This is a genomic window from Amantichitinum ursilacus (genome assembly GCF_001294205.1).
Lineage (GTDB): Bacteria > Pseudomonadota > Gammaproteobacteria > Burkholderiales > Chitinibacteraceae > Amantichitinum > Amantichitinum ursilacus.
In genome coordinates this window covers 364,888-383,114 of sequence record NZ_LAQT01000002.1, presented here as the reverse complement: position 1 = coordinate 383,114, position 18,227 = coordinate 364,888, and the positions used below count along the sequence as shown (strand labels likewise).

The window sequence follows — 18,227 nt, the reverse complement described above, 5'->3', positions numbered from 1 at the left end:
CCATGGCACGGGTCGCCGCCGCGTAGTCGTGTATCCACTTGTTGACTATGATCGGCCCACGCGCGCCCACGAGCGCGCGCGCAGTTCATTTAAAGAAAGACAAGAAACCTACCGGAGGATGTACCCATGAAATCCAAGTCTCGCCTGTTCGGGCGCGGCAAGCTGGCGCTCGCCGCTTTGCCGGCCGCCTTTGCTGCGCTGTCCGCTTTTGCTTACCCGGCCTGGGTAGACGGCGGCACCTATAGCGCTGGCACCGTCGTGTTTTACAACGGCCATGATTACCAGGCCTTGGTCACGCAAACTGATTATGTGGGCGCCAACTGGAACCCGGCCGCGACGCCCAGCCTGTGGAAAGATCTGGGCGTAGATACCAGCGCCACGCCGACTCCGGCGCCGACGCCCGCCCCCACGCCAGCCCCGACGCCCGCGCCTACCCCGAAACCCACGCCCGCTCCGACGCCGGTTGCAACGCCTGCGCCCACGCCGGCGCCGACGCCCGCACCGACCCCGTCGGCCGGTTGCTATGCCACGTGGAGCGCCACGACCGCCTATAACGGCGGCGCGACGGTGAGCTACAACGGCGTGAACTACAAAGCCAACTGGTGGACGCAAGGCAACAATCCGTCCACCGCCAGCGGCCCGGTTGGCAGCGGCCAACCGTGGACCGTGGTCGGCACCTGCGGCGGCACCGCACCGACCCCGACGCCGGCCCCAACGCCAGCCCCAACGCCAGCCCCGACCCCGGCACCCACACCCGCTCCCACCCCGGCGCCGACGCCCGCTCCGACACCCACGCCAACCCCTGCCCCGACTCCGACGGGCAGCCTGCCCAAGCATGTGTTGGTGGGTTACTGGCAAAACTTTGATAACGGCGCGGCGGTGCAAACGCTGGCGCAAGTGCCGACCAGCTACAACGTGGTCGAAGTGGCCTTTGCCGATGCCGATCCGGCCAATGATGGCGGCTTGCTGTTCAATATCGATTCAGGCTTGTCCAAGGCCGTGTCTGGCGGTTACACCAACGCGCAATTCGCCAACGACATCAAAACGCTGCACAGCCAGGGTCGCTTTGTCATCCTGTCGGTGGGCGGCCAGAACGGCAGCATCACCCTGGGCAACAGCACGGCCGTCACCAACTTTGTGAACAGCGCCTATGCCCTGATCCAGCAATATGGTTTTGACGGCATCGATATCGATCTGGAAAACGCCATCAACGTGGCCAATCTGGAAAGCGCCTTGCGTCAGCTCAGCGCCAAGGTCGGCCCGAACCTGATCATCACCATGGCGCCGCAGACCATCGACATGCTGCCCAACATTCCGGGCGCGGGCGCTTATCTGCAGGTGGCGCGTGACCTCGGCAGCATCATCACCATGGTCAACACGCAGTACTACAACTCGGGTTCGATGCCAGGCCGCGACGGCAAGAACTACAACCAGGGCACGGTGGACTTTATTACCGCGCAAGCCGACACCGTGTTGCAGTATCTGCAGCCGGGCCAGGTAGGTCTTGGCTTGCCGGCTTCGCCGTCGGGCGCGGGCAGCGGTTATGTTGATCCGTCGGTGGTCAACAACGCCGTCGATTGCCTGACCCAGGGCACGCATTGCGGCAGCTATATTCCGGTTGCCAAATACCCGGGTCTGCGCGGTGTGATGGACTGGTCGACCAACTGGGATGCCAGCAATAACAACAACTTTGCCAACACCGTGGCGCCGCATTTGAAGACGCTGCCGTAAACCGCGTTGCCGCAAAGCCATGCAAAACGCCCCGCAATCGTCGGGGCGTTTTTTATTTTGATGCAGACCGCGTTCAGGCCGGGCGGCGCGCCGCAATAAACTGGCCGGGTAATGGGTAGCCCGCTTCTTTGCGGATGACGGTGTCGGCAATCTCTGCGATGACAAAACCGTGCTCGCGCAGGATGGCGGCAATCCAGGCCGGGCTGTGGCTATAGCGGCCGCTGGTGTTCAGTCGATAATGCGCGCCCGCTTCATCCAGCCGCTCGGTGCTACACAACAACAATCCGCCCGGTTGCAGGCGCGCGTGGATCAACGCCAACACGGGCTCGATCTGACCGATATACGTAAAGGTATCCATGCAGCAGATCAAATCGTGCGGGGCGGTGTCGGCCTGTAGAAACGCGCCCAACTCGGCGTGATGCAGGCTTTGATAAATGCCGCGTTGCGCCGCGTGCTGCAGCATGCGCTGGCTTAAATCCACGCCCACCAATTCATCCGCCCAGGGCCGGATGGCTTGCCCCACCAGGCCAGTGCCGCAGCCCAGATCCAGCGCATGGGCAAAACGCGACTGCACGCGTCCCAGATAATCGGCCACCAGTCGCGGCCCGCTGTAATCCAGCCGGGTCAGGATCGAATCGAAGGTGTCGGCGAAGGCGTCAAACACGTGCTCGACATACGTCTCGCTGCATTGCTCGGGCGCGGCTTCGCCTTGATACGCCACCAGCAAATGCGCGGCTTCGACGTTATCGGGTTGGTCGCGCTGCCATTGCTGCAGCACGGCGATGGCGGCGGCCGGATCGCCCAATGCGTGCCAGGCTTGCGCGCGCATGATGGGCACTGCGGCTTTGCCAGGGTCGGCCAGAATGCCGCGATGGTTGAAATGGCGCGCGTCGTCATAGCGCTCCAGCTTGAGCAACAGCGCGGACAACAGATAGAACGCGTCGGGGCAAGCGGGGTCGAGTTGCGCCGCTTTGTGATAACACTGTTCAGCGCGCAGCCATTCCTGGTTGGCTTCAAACGCTGCGCCCAGGTTGGTCCAGTAGAAATACGGCGCGGGGTCCAGCGCCAGCGCCTGGCAGAACGCATCGATGGCCGCGTCGGTGCGTTGCCGCCGCGCCAGCACGATGCCCAGGTTGAAATGCCATTCGGCGTGGCGCGCATCCAGCTGCAGGGCTTGCAGCAGGCAGGCTTCAGCCTCTTCCAGCCGCCCGGCTTGTTGCAGCAGAAAACCCAGATAATGCTGCCCCGGCGCATGCGTGGGCTGCTCGGCCAGCAAGGCGCGATAGTCGACCTCGGCCCCGGCGACATCGCCCGCCAGATGCTTGCGCACGGCGGCCAGATATAAAGGATGTTCGTGGCTCATGGTGTGCGGCGACGTCCGATCGGTTACGGCAATGCCCTGCACTATCGGATGAAAGCCGCGCCGTCGCAAGCCGCTGCGCCGGGCAGAAAAAAAACCGGGCCGCCTTGCGGCGCCCGGTTTCAAGGATTACGACTACCTGCTTGTTATTTCTGGATTTCGTATTGCGGTGCGGTCAGCATCAGGTAGGCGCTGTTGTTGGTCAGCAGCGTGGGTCGCGGTGCGATTTGCGCGGTGGTCAGCATGTTCAGGTAACGCATTACGGCGGTGGTGCCAGCCGTGCTGAGCGAGTTGTGCAGCAGCACGTCGTTCATTTTGGCCACAGCGGCGGCGCGGTCGGTAAAGGCGCCAAAGCCTGCCATATTGACGTGGGTGCCAATCGAACCAGTGACCGAAGCATCTGCCGACACGCCACCCAAAAAGATCATCTGAGCCACAAAGTTGGTGCGCAGGATTTGCGAGCTGGTGTTAAGCACACCAAATTCCGGGCCGTACAGCGTGGTGCCAGGCGCCACATAGGCCGGCGAAAAGTAGTTGAAGACCGAGGGCGAGATAAACAGCGGTTCGCCTTGTTGGGTGGACCAGTACGACGGGCCGACGCCATCGGTGCTACCACCCAGAGTGCGCAGGATGGAAGCCATATACACAGCCGGTTCACGCAGCTTGCCGTAGTTGGCGTCGGTCTTGACGTCGCCACGCGCTTCGCTGTCGGTCAGGATGGCCATCACCACCGCGGCCATATCGCCACGCACACCTGCGCCGTTGTCGTTAAACGCTGCGGTAACGCGAGCCACATACGCCGGAGTCGGGTTGCTGGTGACCAGTTTCTGGATCAATTGCTTGCTGATAAACGGGCCCACATTGGGGTGGTTGAACACCGCGGTGATGGCGCCATCCAGATCGGCCTGCGCAGTCTGACCAGCCGGCAGCACCACGCCACCAATAATGGTTTTGACATCCATGTCGTGGTGCACATCAAACGCCACCATCTTGCCCATATGGTTGGTGCCGGCGTTCCACGTCGGTGCCTGGCCGTCATGAGGCGGATAAGCCCAGCCAGTGAAAGCACGCGCCAGATCGGTCACTTGCGCTTGCGTATAAACCGGCAGCGGCTTGCCGTTGCTGTCCAGCTGCGGCGAACCATCGGCGTTGAGCATGCTGGTGCCGACGGTAAACAGCTGCATGAATTCACGCGCGTAGTTTTCGTTGGCCTGAGTGCCCTTGGCGGGGTTTGGTTTGTCATTGCCCACCATATCCAGCCAGTCACCCATGGTGGGGTGCAGCGTGACATCCGTCATCAGGGTTTTGAAGTTGCCGAACGCATCGTTGAGCAGCATGTTTTGATAGTCGGCCTGGGCATACGCTTCGTAGCCCGAAGTCACAAAGATTTGCGACAGCGCAAAGGCCACGCGCTGGCGCAACTGGTCGGGCGCATTCAGCGCATTGGTAAAGAATTTGCGTTGCAGCGGCGCGGGCGTGTAGTAATCCCGCGAGCAATTTCTGATCATCAGTGCGTCGGTGGCTTGGGCCACAATGTGCGATTCGGTCGAGCATCCGGCGCCTTTGAACGGATCAACATAAAAGAAGCCAGGATAACCGGTCGTCGAAGTGGCCATCTGCTGGCGGATCCAGCCGGGGATGCCCAGTGCTTGCACGCTGGCGATATCGGTTTCGGTGGGGCCGAAGGCGGCTTGTTCCAGCAGGCGTTGGGCGTCGGGGCGGGTTACTGGCACGATGGTTTCGTCGGCCGTGCCAGCAACGGAAGGCGCTACGGTTTTGCCCGGGGCGGTGCTGGTGATGGTGCCGCCGTTAACAGTAGTAACAGTCGTGGTGCCTGCGGTGCCGACGGTGGCGGTGCTGCCAGTGCTGGTGCTGGTGGTGGGCAACGCGGCGCTGGCGGTGGCACTGGCTGTGGTGGTCGAGCTGGTCGAGCCGGTCGGGGTAACAGCGGTCACGACGGTCACCGCAGCGGCGTTAGCCGAAGTGCTGGAGACTGCGGCGGCATTATCACTACTGATGCTGGCGCTGCTGCTACCGCCGCCGCCACCACCGCACGCTGCCAATGCAGCGACCATGGCCAAAGCAAATGCGCTGCGCGCTGCCTGAACTTTGTAATTGACGTTGCTCATTTCGAAACCCCTTCACCGATGCCGACTTAACCGTGGACTGGACCCATGCCAGTGCTGCTCGGAGTGAATTAGGCCACCAAATAAGCATTTCATGAAGTACTAACCCTTGACCTCACCGCAAGAGTTGTGCCTGTTTCATTACAAAGTTCATCAAATTTGATTACACATCGCGTATGTTTAATGATTTCCGTTAAGCGTAAGCTGAAAAATACTCGCGTAAATATCGATATATAACTTTGTTTTTATTAGGTATTTTTTGACACGATTGCCCACGTCAACCAAAGCCACACAAAACATTGATTACATCAATGATAAGAATTGGGCCAGGCATTATCGGATTGGGCGTAAGCGTTTTCGATTGCACCAGGGCGAATCCTGGGAACACCGAAAGGTGGCCAGAAAAGACAGGCGGACGGACAAGCGGGATGGGCGGAGACGGAAATGCGCAGAAAACAGCAGCGCCGTATCATGCGACACGGCGCGGACACCACAAAGACGCTGAATCAGGTGCTGGCGGCGCCGCTGCCTTTGGCCTTGAGCAGCATATTGACCAACGTCGCCGAGTATTCCGCCGCGCTGGCGATGCCCATGGATGAGGCTTCATGGATATATAACAAGGTGAGCTTGGCGCCATCCACTTCGCAGTCGGCTTGCGACGCGCCCGGAAAATGCACGCACAACCGATGATGCTCATCCGAGCCATCCACGCAGGCGATGGTGGCGCCGGTTAACAAGTGGGTGGCCAACTGGCGGGCAGGGTCATACTGAAACTGGGGCAAATGACCGAGAAACTCGACATACGCTTGCATCAGAACGCTCCCTGCTCGGTGCCTTCGCATCGGGGCGAAGATCGATATGGACGCCATTGTCCGTCGCTGTTAGACGCAGCGCGCTAGCAAACCGTTGCCGGATTGGCAGGCAGGCTGCGTACGCGGCAGAGTATGTACAGGCTGCCGCGTTTATTTGACTAAAGCAAGTTGCATACCGGAATGGCCCGATCATGAGATCGGCGCCAGGCGGAAAAAAACCCGCCAGGGCGGGTCGGCGTTGATGCGGCTTGCTGCCGCTTAATGGGTGGTGCGGCCTAACGCGGCCAGCCTGGCGGCTTCTTTCTCGAGCGTGGAGACCGCTTCATCGAAGTGCAGCGATTTATCAAAAAAGTATTCGACGCCCAACATGCGGGCGCGTTTTTCGTACAAGGCAAAAGCATGGTTGGTCAGCACCATGCGCACCGGGCGGCGGCCCTCTTGTTCGGGTTGCGCCAGAAACGTCAGCACATCAAAGCCGGTCCCTTCCATCAATTCCAGATCAATGATGATCAGCGGAAAGGTACGGTCCCGCAAAATATCCACGGCTTCGCGCGCAGTAGCGGCAAATGCCGAGAACGCCACCTTGCCCGACGCGGCACAGGCATCAACCAGCGCTTCGCGGATCAGCGCCGAGTCTTCCACCAGCATGACATCGACGACCCCTTCTGGCGTGGCGTCGTCGGCCCGTGCGGTGCGCCCTTCAATCAGATTGACTGCCATTTTTTTCCTGCCTGCCGGACTGTTGCACCCGGTAGCGAGTTGTTGCTTGTGTCCTGGCGCCAGCCCCGCTTTTATCGCGGCGCGGGAGCAAGTGATGCCTGCCCTGCTTAGCTGATCAGTTCGTTCTTGATCGCGTAATACGTCAGATCGGCATTGGTGCGCAGATTCATTTTTTCGAGCACGCGAGCGCGGTAAGTGCTGACCGTCTTCACGCTCAGGAACAGTTCAGAAGCAATTTCGGTCGGCGATTTGCCGCTGGCCAGCTTGTAGAACACCTGGAATTCGCGTTCCGACAGCGTTTCGTGCATGCGCTTGTCACTCGGGCGAGTCAGCTCGGACGCCAGCAAGTCGGCCAGTTCGGGCGACAGATAACGGCGGCCGTTGCAGATGGTGCGGATCGCCTTGATGATTTCTTCCGGCGCCGAATCCTTCGACAGATAACCACGGCAACCGGCGCGGATCAGGTTCAGCGCGTATTGTTCTTGCGCGTAGCCTGACAGGATCAGCACGGCCAGCTCGGGGCGGATGTGCTGCAGATCGCGCAGCGTATCCACGCCATTCTTGTCTGGCATCGAGATATCCAAGATCGCGATATCGAATTCCTGCTTGCGCACCAGCTGCAGCGCTTCCATGCCGGATGCGGCTTCGCCGGTCACCGACAGGTCGTCTTCCTGCTCGATCAGCGAGCGCAGACCCGAGCGGACAATACCGTGATCATCCACTAGTAAGATGCGTTTTTTCATTTGCTGCTTAACCTCGCTCAATGTCCTGGACCCGTTTCATTGCCGGGTCATCAAAATCGGGTTCAGTGGCGACGTCGCTGCTCGCACCGGCCCGGGTAACGCTTGCTTTCAACCGCGGTCCAGCCAGTCAGACAGCTCGTCGGCGTGTTCTTCTTCTACTGCCAGAATTTCTTCGAGCATACGCCGCGTGGTCGGATCTTTATCGCCCAGATAGCGGATCATCTCGCGATAGCTATCAATGGCGATACGTTCCGCCACCAGATTTTCGCGGATCATATCATCCAGCTTGTCCACGGCGACGTAATCGGAGTGCGAACGTGACAACATGCCTTCCGGATTGAAATCCGGTGCACCGCCCAGCTGGACGATGCGTTGTGCAATCTTGTTGGCATGCTGCATTTCTTCGTCAGCATGCACCGCGAACTCGGCGGCAATCGGTTCAGACAGAATGCCGGTGGCCACAAAGTGATGCAGTTTGTAGCGCAACACACAGACCAGTTCGGTGGCCAGTGCTTCGTTGAGCAATTTGATGACGGTTTCAACGTCACCTTCATAAGTAGAAGTCTGTGCGCCATCAAACACGGACTGGCGGGCGCGACGGCGGATTTCTTCGACGTCCATAGTAAATTCGGCGTTGGCGTTCATGGCTGGGCTCCTGAAACCGGCGCTGTTTTTTGCGGTCAGTACAGACTGCAATCGCAGGCGGCGCGGCAGCGTGGCTAAGTGAAGGTCATTGCCGCTCTACGACAAAAACCGGCTACATTGCATTTTTTGCGCTATTTATATCAGTGGTCGCTGGCTCGACATCATGCGACCACCGGCAGGCCCGTTTTAACGCGGTTTGATCAAGGCGCTACTGGCCCTGTATCGTCCTGCTTGCTTGACGGTTAATGTATTCATCCGGGGCAATGGTCAACAGAGTATGCGCACTGAAGCTAAAGTAAGCGCATTCCTACAAAATCAGAAGAATCGCCAATTTGTATTCGCACATGAAGAACCAGTTTGTCCGCTTTCAGACCGCGTTACGCCGCATCGGCTGGCGCGTTTCCCTCGCCCTGACCGCCTGCGCGTTTGGCGCGTTACTGGCTATTGTGGCCACGCAAAACCTGATCCGTATTGCCGAACAACAAGGCGCCGACATAGGCGCCACGCGTGAGCGCATCCTGTTGCTGTTCCGGCTGCGCGCGCAGTTGCTGGAGGCTGAATCGTCGCAGCGCGGCTTTCTGGTTAACGGCAGCACGCAATATCTGGCGCCGTATAACGACGCCATCCAGGGCGCGCGCCGTTTGATTGATGATCTGGCCGAGCGTTATCGCAACGTGCCCGAGAGCGTGCCGGATCGCAATCGCGCCGAAATCCAGCAATTGTCCGTGCAGATTGGCGAGAAGATTTCCGAGATGGATTTATCGCTCGACTTCGGCCGCAAAAACGATCTGGGCCGGGCGCGCGAGATTATCGCCACCGACCGCGGCCTGCAGGCCAGCCAGCAGATTACCGAACACATCAACAATATCGTCGCGGCCGAAACCGGCGCGCTGACCTCGCAGCGCGATGTACGGCGCTGGATGGTGGTGGGCCTGCGTGTCTCGGTGGCGCTGGGCTGGATTGTGGTGATTGCGCTGGTGATCTGGAGCCTGCGCCGCTTGCTGGCCGAACTGGAAAGCCGCACCGACGAGGCGCTGGCCTTGCAGCAGCGCCAGTCCGAGCTGGACAGCATCGTGGCCGAGCGCACCGGTTTACTGGAACGCCTGGCGCTGGAATATCAGGTGGATGTGGAGCGCGAACGCTCCAAGCTGGCGCGCGATCTGCACGATGAACTGGGCGCGATCCTGACCGCCACCAAGATGGATATCTCGTGGGTGCAGCGCCAGTTGGGCGATAGCTCGCCGCGCATCCTCACCAAGCTGGAAAAAACCATCAGCAATCTGGACCAGGGCATCCAGTTCAAGCGTCGCGTGGTGCAAGAGCTGCATCCGTCGCTGCTGACCACGTTTGGCCTGGTGGCGGCGATGCGCTCGCTGGCGGAGGACGCAGCGCAACGCTGCGGCTGGCAGCTGGATCTGACCCTGCCCGATGAGAGCGTGCGCATCGACGATGTGCTGGGCCTGATCGCTTATCGCATTCTGCAAGAGACGCTGAACAACGCCACCAAATACGCCCAGGCCAGCCAGGTAAGCGTGAGCATGCTGGTCGACACCGAGCATTTAAAGCTGGAAATCGAAGACAACGGCGTGGGCATGGATATGACCGCCCTGCCCGAAGGCACGCACGGGCTGCAAGGCATGCGCCATCGGGTAATTGCCATTGGTGGGCGCATGGAAATCCGCAGTGCGCCGGGTAAAGGCGTATTCACCCGGGCGCTGTTACCGCTCAATAGCGTGCAACGGCTGATGGAAAACAACTTGCCTTTGCATCTGGCGCAGCAACGCTAAGCGCGCAGCGCATCGATTCTGGCGCGGCGCCAATAGAAACGGGCCGGTTGCATCTGCAACCAGCCCGTTGTTCTTTCGGGTTAACGCCCAAGGCTTAGTTGTTCTTGGCCTTGTCAGCGGCGTTTTCCAGCTTCTGACCGCCGGACTGCACGTCTTGCCCTGCGCCAGCAACCGTGTTGCAAGCACTCAATGCCAACATGGCCAACAGGCCAGCTACTACAGCAGCACGCTTCATTCTGTTTCTCCTTGTTGATCGATCGAAGGATCGATCGAGGCCGATTCCGGCTGTTTCGCCGGTTCCCTTCATGACGCTTGCAGTGTAGGGAGCAGCCCGGCGCGGCGCTGTCATCGCCGCTGCGCGACCTGCGGAAAGCGGATTCCTACAGTGGCGTGCTGTGCGAGACGGCTCACAGGGCGTGGCCGGCAACAAGCAGAACGCGCTCAAGGCTTGGCAGCAATGCCTTGCAGCATACCGGGCGGCACCCACACGCCGCCGCTGCGGCCAAAGAAGGTGCCGGGGCCGCGGACCTGGGCAAAACCGCCGTCCAGCGCCACCACATCCAGCTTCACGTCGCGATCAATCTCACGGCATTCATTGCTATCAAAAAACGTTTCGAATTTGTCCTGATTGCCTTGCGCGATCAGATCCACCGTTTTGCGCGCGGTATCCTCAAATGCGCAGGCATATGAACCGGCGCGTGCGGCCATGGCCTGACCGCCCACCACCAGAGGCGCCCCGCTGTTGCCCTTGCTACCGATGCCGGTTACATCCACCAGCATGGAGCCCACGCCCACCACAATCACCACCGCCAGCAATACCAACTGGCCTTTCTGAAACTTGCTAGCGCGCATCACGTGTTCTCTGCAGATCGCAAAACGCGCCATTGTACGCGGCGTCGTGCGCGGGCGACCACCGGGGCTTTGTCACAATCAGCCCAGCAATGCGGCCAGACGCGCCACGCCGGTGGCAATGTCGGTTTCGTTGGCGTGGCTGAAGTTAAGCCGCAGATAGCTGCCCGGCGCGACGCCTTGATAAAACGCATCACCGGGCATCACCGCCACGCCCGCTTCCAACGCCTGTTGCATCAGTGCGTAGGTGTCGGTGGGCTGATTGAGCTTGAGCCAGAAAAACAGCCCGCCCTGCGGCAATTGCCATGTGGCCTTGTCGGCCAGATGCGTGCGCAAAGCGGCATCCATGGCGGCACGGCGCTTCTGGTACAGCGGCAATGCGGCGGCGACGTGCGGGTCGATGCGATTACTGGCCAGCAGATTGGCCACCAGATGCTGGCTAAACCGGTTGCTGTGCAAATCGGCAGCTTGCTTCAGGCGCGTCAGCGGCGTGATCAGATCGGGATGCGCAATCAGATAGCCAAGGCGTAAACCGGGCGCCAGCGTTTTCGAGAACGAGCTCTGATACACCCAGCGTGCCTTGTGCAGGCGGCCCACAATGGGCGCCGGTGCGGGGCCGTCATAGCTGAGCGCGCGATAGGGGTCATCTTCGAACAAAGGCACATCGGCGGCGTCGAGCAGCTCCGCAGTGGTGGTGCGTTCCGCGTCGGTGTAGCAATAGCCAGACGGATTCTGGAATGTCGGCGTCAGATAGCACAGCCGCGCGCCGGGCAAGGCGTCGGCCAGCTCAGTCCACACCGGGCCTTGTTGCGCGTCCACCGTCACCGGGCGCAATGGCGCGCCAAACAACTTGAACGATTGCAGCGCGGCCAGATAAGCCGGTGCTTCCACCACCAGGGGCGTGCCCTCTTCCACAAACAGCTTGCTGACCAGATCGATGCCCTGCTGCGAGCCGTTCAGGATCAGCACTTGCCCGGCCGTACAGGCGATGCCCAAGGCGCGGGCACGCTGGGCGATCAGTTCGCGTAATTGCGGCTCGCCTTCGGTCTGACCATATTGCGCGCAGTTGAGCGCGGCAAAATCGCTGGCGCCGGGCTGGAATAGCGCTTCGCTGGCCGGTAGCCCGCCCGCAAACGAAATCATGCCGGGGCGGCTGGCGGCCGCGAGAATATCGCGGACCAACGAGGACGTCAGGCGTTCGATGCGCTGGGCAAACATGGGCTTACTCCGGGGGTCAAAAAAAGGTCAATAAATTTGACCTTATGCTCTTTGTTACGCCGAATGATGTCAATATCATTGACCCTTGTTTTTCAGCAGCACAGTTTGCGCTTACGCACGATCTGCACCGCGCCACGCTGGCTATATCGTGATCAGCTACTGAGCCTTCAATTTATGAACCCGAAACACCTGAATGAAGCGCAAGAACTGTTGTTCTACGCTTATCGCGCGTTTACCGCCGCCCCTGACGCCTTGCTGGACGAGCGTGGCTGGAATCGCGTGCACCATCGTTTATTGCACTTTATCAATCGCGACCCCGGCATTTCAGTGAACGGTTTGCTGGAAAAACTGGGCGTCAGCAAACAGGCCGTGCATGGCCCGCTCAAAGCCCTGGTCGATGCCGGCCTGGTGCAATCGATGGCCGATGAAGAAGATCGCCGCGTTAAATGCCTGACGCTTACGCCCGCGGGCGAGCAACTGGAAGCGGCTTTATCCGGCCCCCAATATGCGCTGCTGAATGAAGTTTTTGATACTGCGGGCGCACAAGCGGTGGCCGGCTGGCAAACGGTAATGCGTGCGCTGGCGGCCAGCGCTTTGGCCGATGTGGCCTGATGATTTGCGCTGATCTTTGCCGGGATAAAAAAACGGGGTACGCATCATGCGTTACCCCGTTTTTGTTTGGCCGATTACACGCGCCAGCAATCAGGCGCGACGGCGAAATAGCGGCAAGGGTTCATCCGTGGCGCCCTGGTAATACTCGGTAAAGTCATCCAGCCCTTTCAGCGCTTCGTGAATGTCTTTATCCGGGCGCACCGCAAAGGCGTCAAAGCCGCAACGCTTCATCAGCAAAATCACGTCTTTGAACACATCGCCAATCGCGCGCAATTCGCCTTTATAGCCATATCGGTCGCGCAGCAAACGCGCATTCGAATAATTACGGCCGTCTATAAACGCCGGAAAATCGAGTGCGATCAGCGCAAAGTGGCCGATATCAGCGGCAATGGTTTCCGCCTCTTCATCGCTGGCCAGCCATACGCCAAAGTCACCGCGCGCCAGCAGGGCATCGCGCTGCGCCTGCCATTGCTTTAACGGCACAATAATGCGGCCACTGGCTGGCAATTCGGCAAAGCTGCCATCTTCACCAAGACGGATCAGTTGCGCATCGTCTTCGACAATCTGGCGCTGTTTGATGATCTCAGTCATGGGCCAGCTCCTTGGCATAAACGCGCTGTTTAAACGGCGCAATGCCCAGCCGATCCACCACATCGACAAAATGCTCGCTGTCTTCACGCGATTCGACATACACGTTGATGATCTGCTCGATCACATCGGGAATCGCTTCTTGCGCAAACGACGGACCAATGACTTTAGCCAATGCCGCGTGTTTGCCTTGCCGGCCGCCCAGCGAAATCTGATACCACTCGCTGCCATTCTTATCCACGCCCAGGATGCCGATATGGCCCACGTGGTGGTGGCCACAGGAGTTCATACAGCCCGAGATATTGATATCGAGTTCGCCCAGGTCAAACAGATAGTCGAGATCATCAAACTTGCGCTGGATGCCTTCGGCAATCGGAATTGATTTGGCATTGGCCAGCGAACAGAAATCACCGCCAGGGCAGCACACAATGTCGGTCAGCAAACCAATATTGGGCGTGGCAAAGCCGATTTCTTTGGCTTTTTCCCAGACGGCAAACAAATCGGCTTGTTTAACGTACGGCAGAATCAGGTTCTGCTCGTGCGATACACGCACTTCGCCCAGGCTGTACTGGTCGGACAAATCCGCCACTGCGTCCAGTTGCGCGTCAGTGGCATCGCCCGGCGCAATGCCGGTTTTCTTCAGCGACAAGGTCACCGCGGCATAGCCGGGTTGCTTGTGGCCAAACACATTGCGTTGCACCCAACGGGCAAATGCGGGATTGGACGCTTTGGCCGCCAGATAAGCGGCATCGTCGCCCGGCAGGGTTTCATAGGCCGGATCAACAAAGAATTTCGAAACGCGGGCGATTTCTGCGTCGGTGAGCGTGGTGGGGCCGTCTTTCAGATGCACCCATTCCTGCTCGACCTTGGCGCCAAATGCTTCCGGCGTCATCGCTTTAACCAGAATCTTGATCCGCGCTTTGTATTTGTTATCGCGACGGCCATAGCGGTTATACACGCGCAATACGGCATCGAGATAAGACAGCAGGTGGTGTTTTTCCAGCCACGGTTTGATCAGCGCACCCACAATCGGCGTACGGCCCAGGCCGCCGCCCACATAAATGGCAAAGCCGGTTTCGCCTGCGTCGTTCTTGACGATGCTGATACCAATATCGTGTACCCGAATGGCCGCGCGATCTTCGACGGCGCCATTGACCGCAATCTTGAACTTGCGCGGCAAATGCGCAAATTCGGGATGGAAGGTAGACCATTGCCGAATGATTTCGCACCACGGCCGCGGATCGACAATTTCATCGTGTGCCACACCGGCAAATTGATCGCTGGTGGTATTGCGGATGCAATTGCCCGAAGTCTGGATGGCATGCATTTGCACGGTGGACAAATCCGCCAGGATTTGCGGCACGTTTTCTAAAGCGGGCCAATTAAACTGGATATTCTGGCGCGTTGTGAAATGCCCGTAATTGCGATCGTAAGTGCGCGCAATATGCGCCAGCATGCGCACCTGTTTGCTATTGAGTTCGCCATACGGCACCGCGACGCGCAGCATCGGTGCATAGCGCTGGATATACAGGCCGTTTTGCAAACGCAAGGGACGGAATTCGTCCTCGGTCAGTTCACCGGCCAGATAGCGGCGAGTTTGATCACGGAACTGCGCTACGCGCTGATCCACGATCTTCTGGTCAAAGTCGTCGTAAACGTACATACAGGCAGCTGCCACAAATGATTGCGTAATCGCGAATGATACCAGCGTCGAATCAATGTCTGAAGATTCTTTAAGCCTGATCAAATCGCAGCCTGGAATATAAATAAGCGTTATCGATCAAATTGATAAATAGATTTAGCCGCCCGTTAATTACCGACCCAATTACCCCCCATCCCCGCGTAAAATGCCCCGCAAATCGCCCCCGGCAAACGCAGCGGCCCCCCCAGCCGTGGTCCTGCCTGTGGTCTAGCTTTGGCTTTGGCTTTGGCTTTGGCTTTGGCTTTGGCTTTGGCTTTGGCTTTGGCTTTGGCTTTGGCTTTGGCTTTGGCTTTGGCTTTGGCTTTGGCCCTGGCCCTGGCCCTGGCCCTGGCCCTGGCCCTGGCCCTGGCCCTGGCCCTGGCCCCGCGACAGCGAAGCGCCTCGCAGCATCAACAAAGCCGTTTCGGGGGCGCTGCAGTGCGGTCAGTTCGCATACCGCCGGAGCACAGCAACCGGAGCGTACGTTTTGTACGTGAGGATTGCGCGCACCGCCGGGATGCGAAATGACCGTGCTGCAGCGCCCCCATCAGCAGGGGGAAGGACTTGATTTTGCGGGGGCCCGCTCACATATTCGCCACGAGCACTTACCCCGTGCGACCGGGCTTTGCCGCCCGCCCAGCTACCGCGTTGCGCCCAACCTTATCCAGGTATGTCATGACAGAACAAAGAACCGCCATTCAGCGCCTTGATTACACTCCGCCCGCCTTTCTGATCGATCGCGTCGATCTGACGTTCGAGCTTGAAGAAACGCATACGCGCGTGTTGTCGCGCCTGGTGCTCAAGCGCAATCCGGCGCACCCCACCGCCGACGCACCGCTGGTGCTGAATGGGGAAGAGCTGTCGCTGGAAAGCATCAAGGTGGACGGCCGGCAACTGACGCCCGGCGAATATGAACTGGGCGATGTGACGCTCACCATCCCCAACCTGCCCGCTGAAGCCATTCTGGAAATTGCCAACACCATCAATCCGCTCAGCAACACCACACTGAGCGGCCTGTATGTGTCCAGCGGCAATTTCTTTACCCAGTGCGAGGCCGAAGGCTTCCGCCGCATTACTTATTATCTGGATCGTCCCGATGTAATGGCCAAGTTCACCACCACCATCGTGGCGGACAAAACCCGCTATCCGGTGCTGCTGGGCAACGGCAATCGCGTGGGCCAGGGCAATCTGGACAAGAACCGCCATTGGGTGAAATGGGTTGACCCGTTCAAGAAACCGTCGTACCTGTTTGCGCTGGTGGCGGGCAAGCTGGTGGTGCTGGCCGATCGCCACACCACGGCCAGCGGCAAAACCGTAAATGTCGAAGTCTGGGTTGAGCCGGGCGAACAGGACAAATGCCATCACGCACTGGCCTCGGCCAAAGCCGCGATGAAGTGGGACGAAGAACGTTTTGGCCTTGAATACGACCTCGATACCTACATGATCGTGGCCGTTTCCGACTTCAACATGGGCGCCATGGAGAACAAGGGCCTGAACATCTTCAACACCAAATACGTGTTGGCCAAGCCCGAAACCGCCACTGACGTGGACTTTGACGGCATCGAAGCCGTGGTCGGCCACGAATATTTTCACAACTGGACCGGCAACCGCGTGACCTGCCGCGACTGGTTCCAGTTATCGCTGAAGGAAGGCCTGACCGTATTCCGCGATCAGGAATTCTCCAGCGATATCGGCAGCCGCGCGGTGCAACGTATTTCCAATGTGCGCGTGCTGCGTGAACGCCAGTTTCCCGAAGACGCCGGCCCGCAAGCGCACCCGATCCGCCCCGATTCTTACCTCGAAATCAACAACTTCTACACGGCCACCGTATATGAAAAGGGTTCCGAGGTGGTGCGCATGTACCAGACGCTGCTGGGCCGCGAAGGCTTTCGCAAAGGCATGGACCTGTACTTCAAGCGCCACGATGGCCAGGCCGTGACGTGCGACGACTTCGCCAACGCGATGCAGGATGCCAACCAGTTTGATCTGACCCAGTTCAAACGCTGGTATAGCCAGGCCGGTACGCCGCAATTGACGGTGGAAGGCGTGTTTGACCAGGCCGCGCAAACCTTTGCGCTGACGGTGCGCCAATCCGCGCCAGCCACGCCGGGCCAGCCGGAAAAACTGCCGTATCACATCCCGTTTGCAGTGGGCTTGCTGGACCAGAACGGCAGCGAGCTCAAGCTGACGCTGCAAGGCGAAGACGCCGCCGAGGCCGCAACCAGCCGCGTATTGCACGTGCGCGAAGCCGAGCAAACTTTTGTGTTTACCGGCATCAGCAGCAAGCCCGTGCCGTCGCTGCTGCGTGATTTTTCCGCGCCAGTAAAACTGGATTACCCGTACACCGATGACGAACTGGTGTTTCTGATTGCGCACGACACCGATCCGTTTGCGCGCTGGGAAGCCGGCAATACGTATCTGGTACGGCTGTTGCTGCAGTTGTATCGCGCCGGTGATACGCCGAAGGCGCCGGAGCAACTGGTGGCCGCCTTTGCCCGCCTGCTGACGCAAGACCGGCTCGACCCCGCGCTGGTGGCGCTGATGCTGGAGCTGCCTAGCGAAAACTATCTGTTTGAAGCCATCAACGATGTCGATCCGGCCCGCCTGCACGCCGTGCACCATGGCCTGACGCAATCGCTGGCGCGCGAACTGCGCTCGCAACTGTTTGCCGCATACCAGAAGCAACACACGGGCGTGCCCTACCGTTATAGCGCCGAAGAAGCGGGCCGTCGCAGCCTGCAGAACGTGTGCCTGAGTTATCTGGCCGAGCTGGACGAGCCGATGATGGCCGAACTGCTGAGCAATCAGTACCGTCGCGCCGACAACATGACTGATCGGCTGGCTGCGCTGAAAGCGTTGATCCAGCGCGACGGCGCTGAAACCTGGCTGGACGACTTCGCCACCATGTGGCAAGACGACGCGCTGGTGATGGACAAGTGGTTTGCGCTGCAAGCGCTGAGCGACCGTCCCGGCACGTTAAGCCGTGTGCAAAAGCTGATGGAACATCCGGCCTTCGCCATCACCAACCCCAACAAAGTACGTTCGTTGATCGGTGCGTTCTGCCATTCCAACCTGGTGGCCTTCCACGCCGCCGATGGTTATGGCTATGCCTTTGCCGCCGACCGCGTGTTGCAACTGGACAAGCTGAACCCGCAAATCGCAGCGCGGATGGCCGCATGCTTTAACCGCTGGACGCGCCTGGAACCGGGCCGCCGCGCGTTGATGAAGGCCGAACTGGAACGCATCGCGCGTGAGCCGGGTCTGTCTTCCGATACCTTTGAAATTGTCAGCAAAGCGCTGCAGGCCGGACAATAAGGGCTTGGGCGCGCGCGGGCCGCGCGGTTAGCGGCCCGCT

The 18,227-nt window shown here is 59.5% G+C and carries 16 protein-coding genes; 5 read left to right on the top strand and 11 right to left on the bottom strand.

The annotated features are described in order from the left end of the window. Nucleotides 1-126 precede the first annotated feature (126 nt). A complete protein-coding gene (locus WG78_RS04020; RefSeq protein ID WP_053936494.1) occupies nucleotides 127-1,731 on the top strand; it encodes a chitinase in 1,605 nt (534 codons plus the stop codon). Between the two features lie 73 nt (nucleotides 1,732-1,804). Here the strand turns inward: WG78_RS04020 and WG78_RS04015 are convergent, their stop codons facing one another. From WG78_RS04015 to WG78_RS03990, 6 genes are all read right to left on the bottom strand, one after another. Further along, the gene (locus WG78_RS04015) at nucleotides 1,805-3,094 is read right to left on the bottom strand and encodes a tetratricopeptide repeat protein (RefSeq protein ID WP_152969049.1); all 1,290 of its coding nucleotides are present in this window, start codon (nucleotides 3,092-3,094) and stop codon (nucleotides 1,805-1,807) included. 143 nt (nucleotides 3,095-3,237) lie between these two features. Further along, nucleotides 3,238-5,220 (bottom strand): DUF1800 domain-containing protein, encoded by a 1,983-nt coding sequence (locus WG78_RS04010; protein WP_053936492.1) that lies wholly within the window; start codon nucleotides 5,218-5,220, stop codon nucleotides 3,238-3,240. Between the two features lie 503 nt (nucleotides 5,221-5,723). Further along, nucleotides 5,724-6,029 (bottom strand): hypothetical protein, encoded by a 306-nt coding sequence (locus tag WG78_RS04005; protein WP_053936491.1) that lies wholly within the window; start codon nucleotides 6,027-6,029, stop codon nucleotides 5,724-5,726. A 258-nt stretch (nucleotides 6,030-6,287) separates the two neighbouring features. Next, on the bottom strand, nucleotides 6,288-6,749 hold the full coding sequence (locus tag WG78_RS04000) for a response regulator (RefSeq protein ID WP_053936490.1): 462 nt from the start codon (nucleotides 6,747-6,749) through the stop codon (nucleotides 6,288-6,290). A 107-nt stretch (nucleotides 6,750-6,856) separates the two neighbouring features. Beyond that, a complete protein-coding gene (locus WG78_RS03995) occupies nucleotides 6,857-7,492 on the bottom strand; it encodes a response regulator (RefSeq protein ID WP_053936651.1) in 636 nt (211 codons plus the stop codon). A gap of 108 nt (nucleotides 7,493-7,600) precedes the next feature. After that, nucleotides 7,601-8,137, bottom strand: coding sequence for a ferritin-like domain-containing protein (locus WG78_RS03990; RefSeq protein ID WP_053936489.1), 537 nt, complete (start codon nucleotides 8,135-8,137; stop codon nucleotides 7,601-7,603). Between the two features lie 344 nt (nucleotides 8,138-8,481). Between WG78_RS03990 and WG78_RS03985 the strand changes: the two genes are divergently transcribed. Continuing rightward, nucleotides 8,482-9,924, top strand: coding sequence for a CHASE3 domain-containing protein (locus tag WG78_RS03985; RefSeq protein ID WP_053936488.1), 1,443 nt, complete (start codon nucleotides 8,482-8,484; stop codon nucleotides 9,922-9,924). A 94-nt stretch (nucleotides 9,925-10,018) separates the two neighbouring features. On the opposite strand, the gene WG78_RS21990 is transcribed toward WG78_RS03985, so the two are convergent. The 3 genes from WG78_RS21990 to WG78_RS03970 form a co-directional block, all read right to left on the bottom strand. Next, entirely contained in the window at nucleotides 10,019-10,159 is a 141-nt protein-coding gene (locus WG78_RS21990) for an entericidin A/B family lipoprotein (RefSeq protein ID WP_083458775.1), read from the bottom strand. A 206-nt stretch (nucleotides 10,160-10,365) separates the two neighbouring features. Further along, the gene (locus WG78_RS03975; RefSeq protein WP_053936486.1) at nucleotides 10,366-10,776 is read right to left on the bottom strand and encodes a hypothetical protein; all 411 of its coding nucleotides are present in this window, start codon (nucleotides 10,774-10,776) and stop codon (nucleotides 10,366-10,368) included. A gap of 78 nt (nucleotides 10,777-10,854) precedes the next feature. Beyond that, nucleotides 10,855-11,991, bottom strand: coding sequence for an aminotransferase-like domain-containing protein (locus WG78_RS03970; protein ID WP_053936485.1), 1,137 nt, complete (start codon nucleotides 11,989-11,991; stop codon nucleotides 10,855-10,857). A gap of 174 nt (nucleotides 11,992-12,165) precedes the next feature. On the opposite strand from WG78_RS03970, the gene WG78_RS03965 reads away from it, so the two are divergent. Next, entirely contained in the window at nucleotides 12,166-12,603 is a 438-nt protein-coding gene (locus WG78_RS03965) for a MarR family winged helix-turn-helix transcriptional regulator (protein ID WP_053936484.1), read from the top strand. A gap of 90 nt (nucleotides 12,604-12,693) precedes the next feature. Here the strand turns inward: WG78_RS03965 and WG78_RS03960 are convergent, their stop codons facing one another. Both WG78_RS03960 and WG78_RS03955 read right to left on the bottom strand, forming a co-directional pair. Then, on the bottom strand, nucleotides 12,694-13,194 hold the full coding sequence (locus WG78_RS03960; protein ID WP_053936483.1) for a DUF934 domain-containing protein: 501 nt from the start codon (nucleotides 13,192-13,194) through the stop codon (nucleotides 12,694-12,696). Then, on the bottom strand, nucleotides 13,187-14,854 hold the full coding sequence (locus WG78_RS03955; protein WP_053936482.1) for a nitrite/sulfite reductase: 1,668 nt from the start codon (nucleotides 14,852-14,854) through the stop codon (nucleotides 13,187-13,189). Before WG78_RS03955 ends, WG78_RS03960 begins: the two co-directional genes overlap by 8 nt. A 252-nt stretch (nucleotides 14,855-15,106) precedes the next feature. Here WG78_RS03955 and WG78_RS22635 point away from each other — a divergent pair, with 252 nt between their 5' ends. Together WG78_RS22635 and pepN are read left to right on the top strand one after the other, a co-directional pair. Continuing rightward, nucleotides 15,107-15,400, top strand: coding sequence for a hypothetical protein (locus WG78_RS22635; RefSeq protein WP_161805061.1), 294 nt, complete (start codon nucleotides 15,107-15,109; stop codon nucleotides 15,398-15,400). A 147-nt stretch (nucleotides 15,401-15,547) separates the two neighbouring features. Beyond that, on the top strand, nucleotides 15,548-18,187 hold the full coding sequence (gene pepN / locus WG78_RS03945) for an aminopeptidase N (protein WP_053936481.1): 2,640 nt from the start codon (nucleotides 15,548-15,550) through the stop codon (nucleotides 18,185-18,187). The last annotated feature ends 40 nt before the right edge of the window (nucleotides 18,188-18,227 follow it).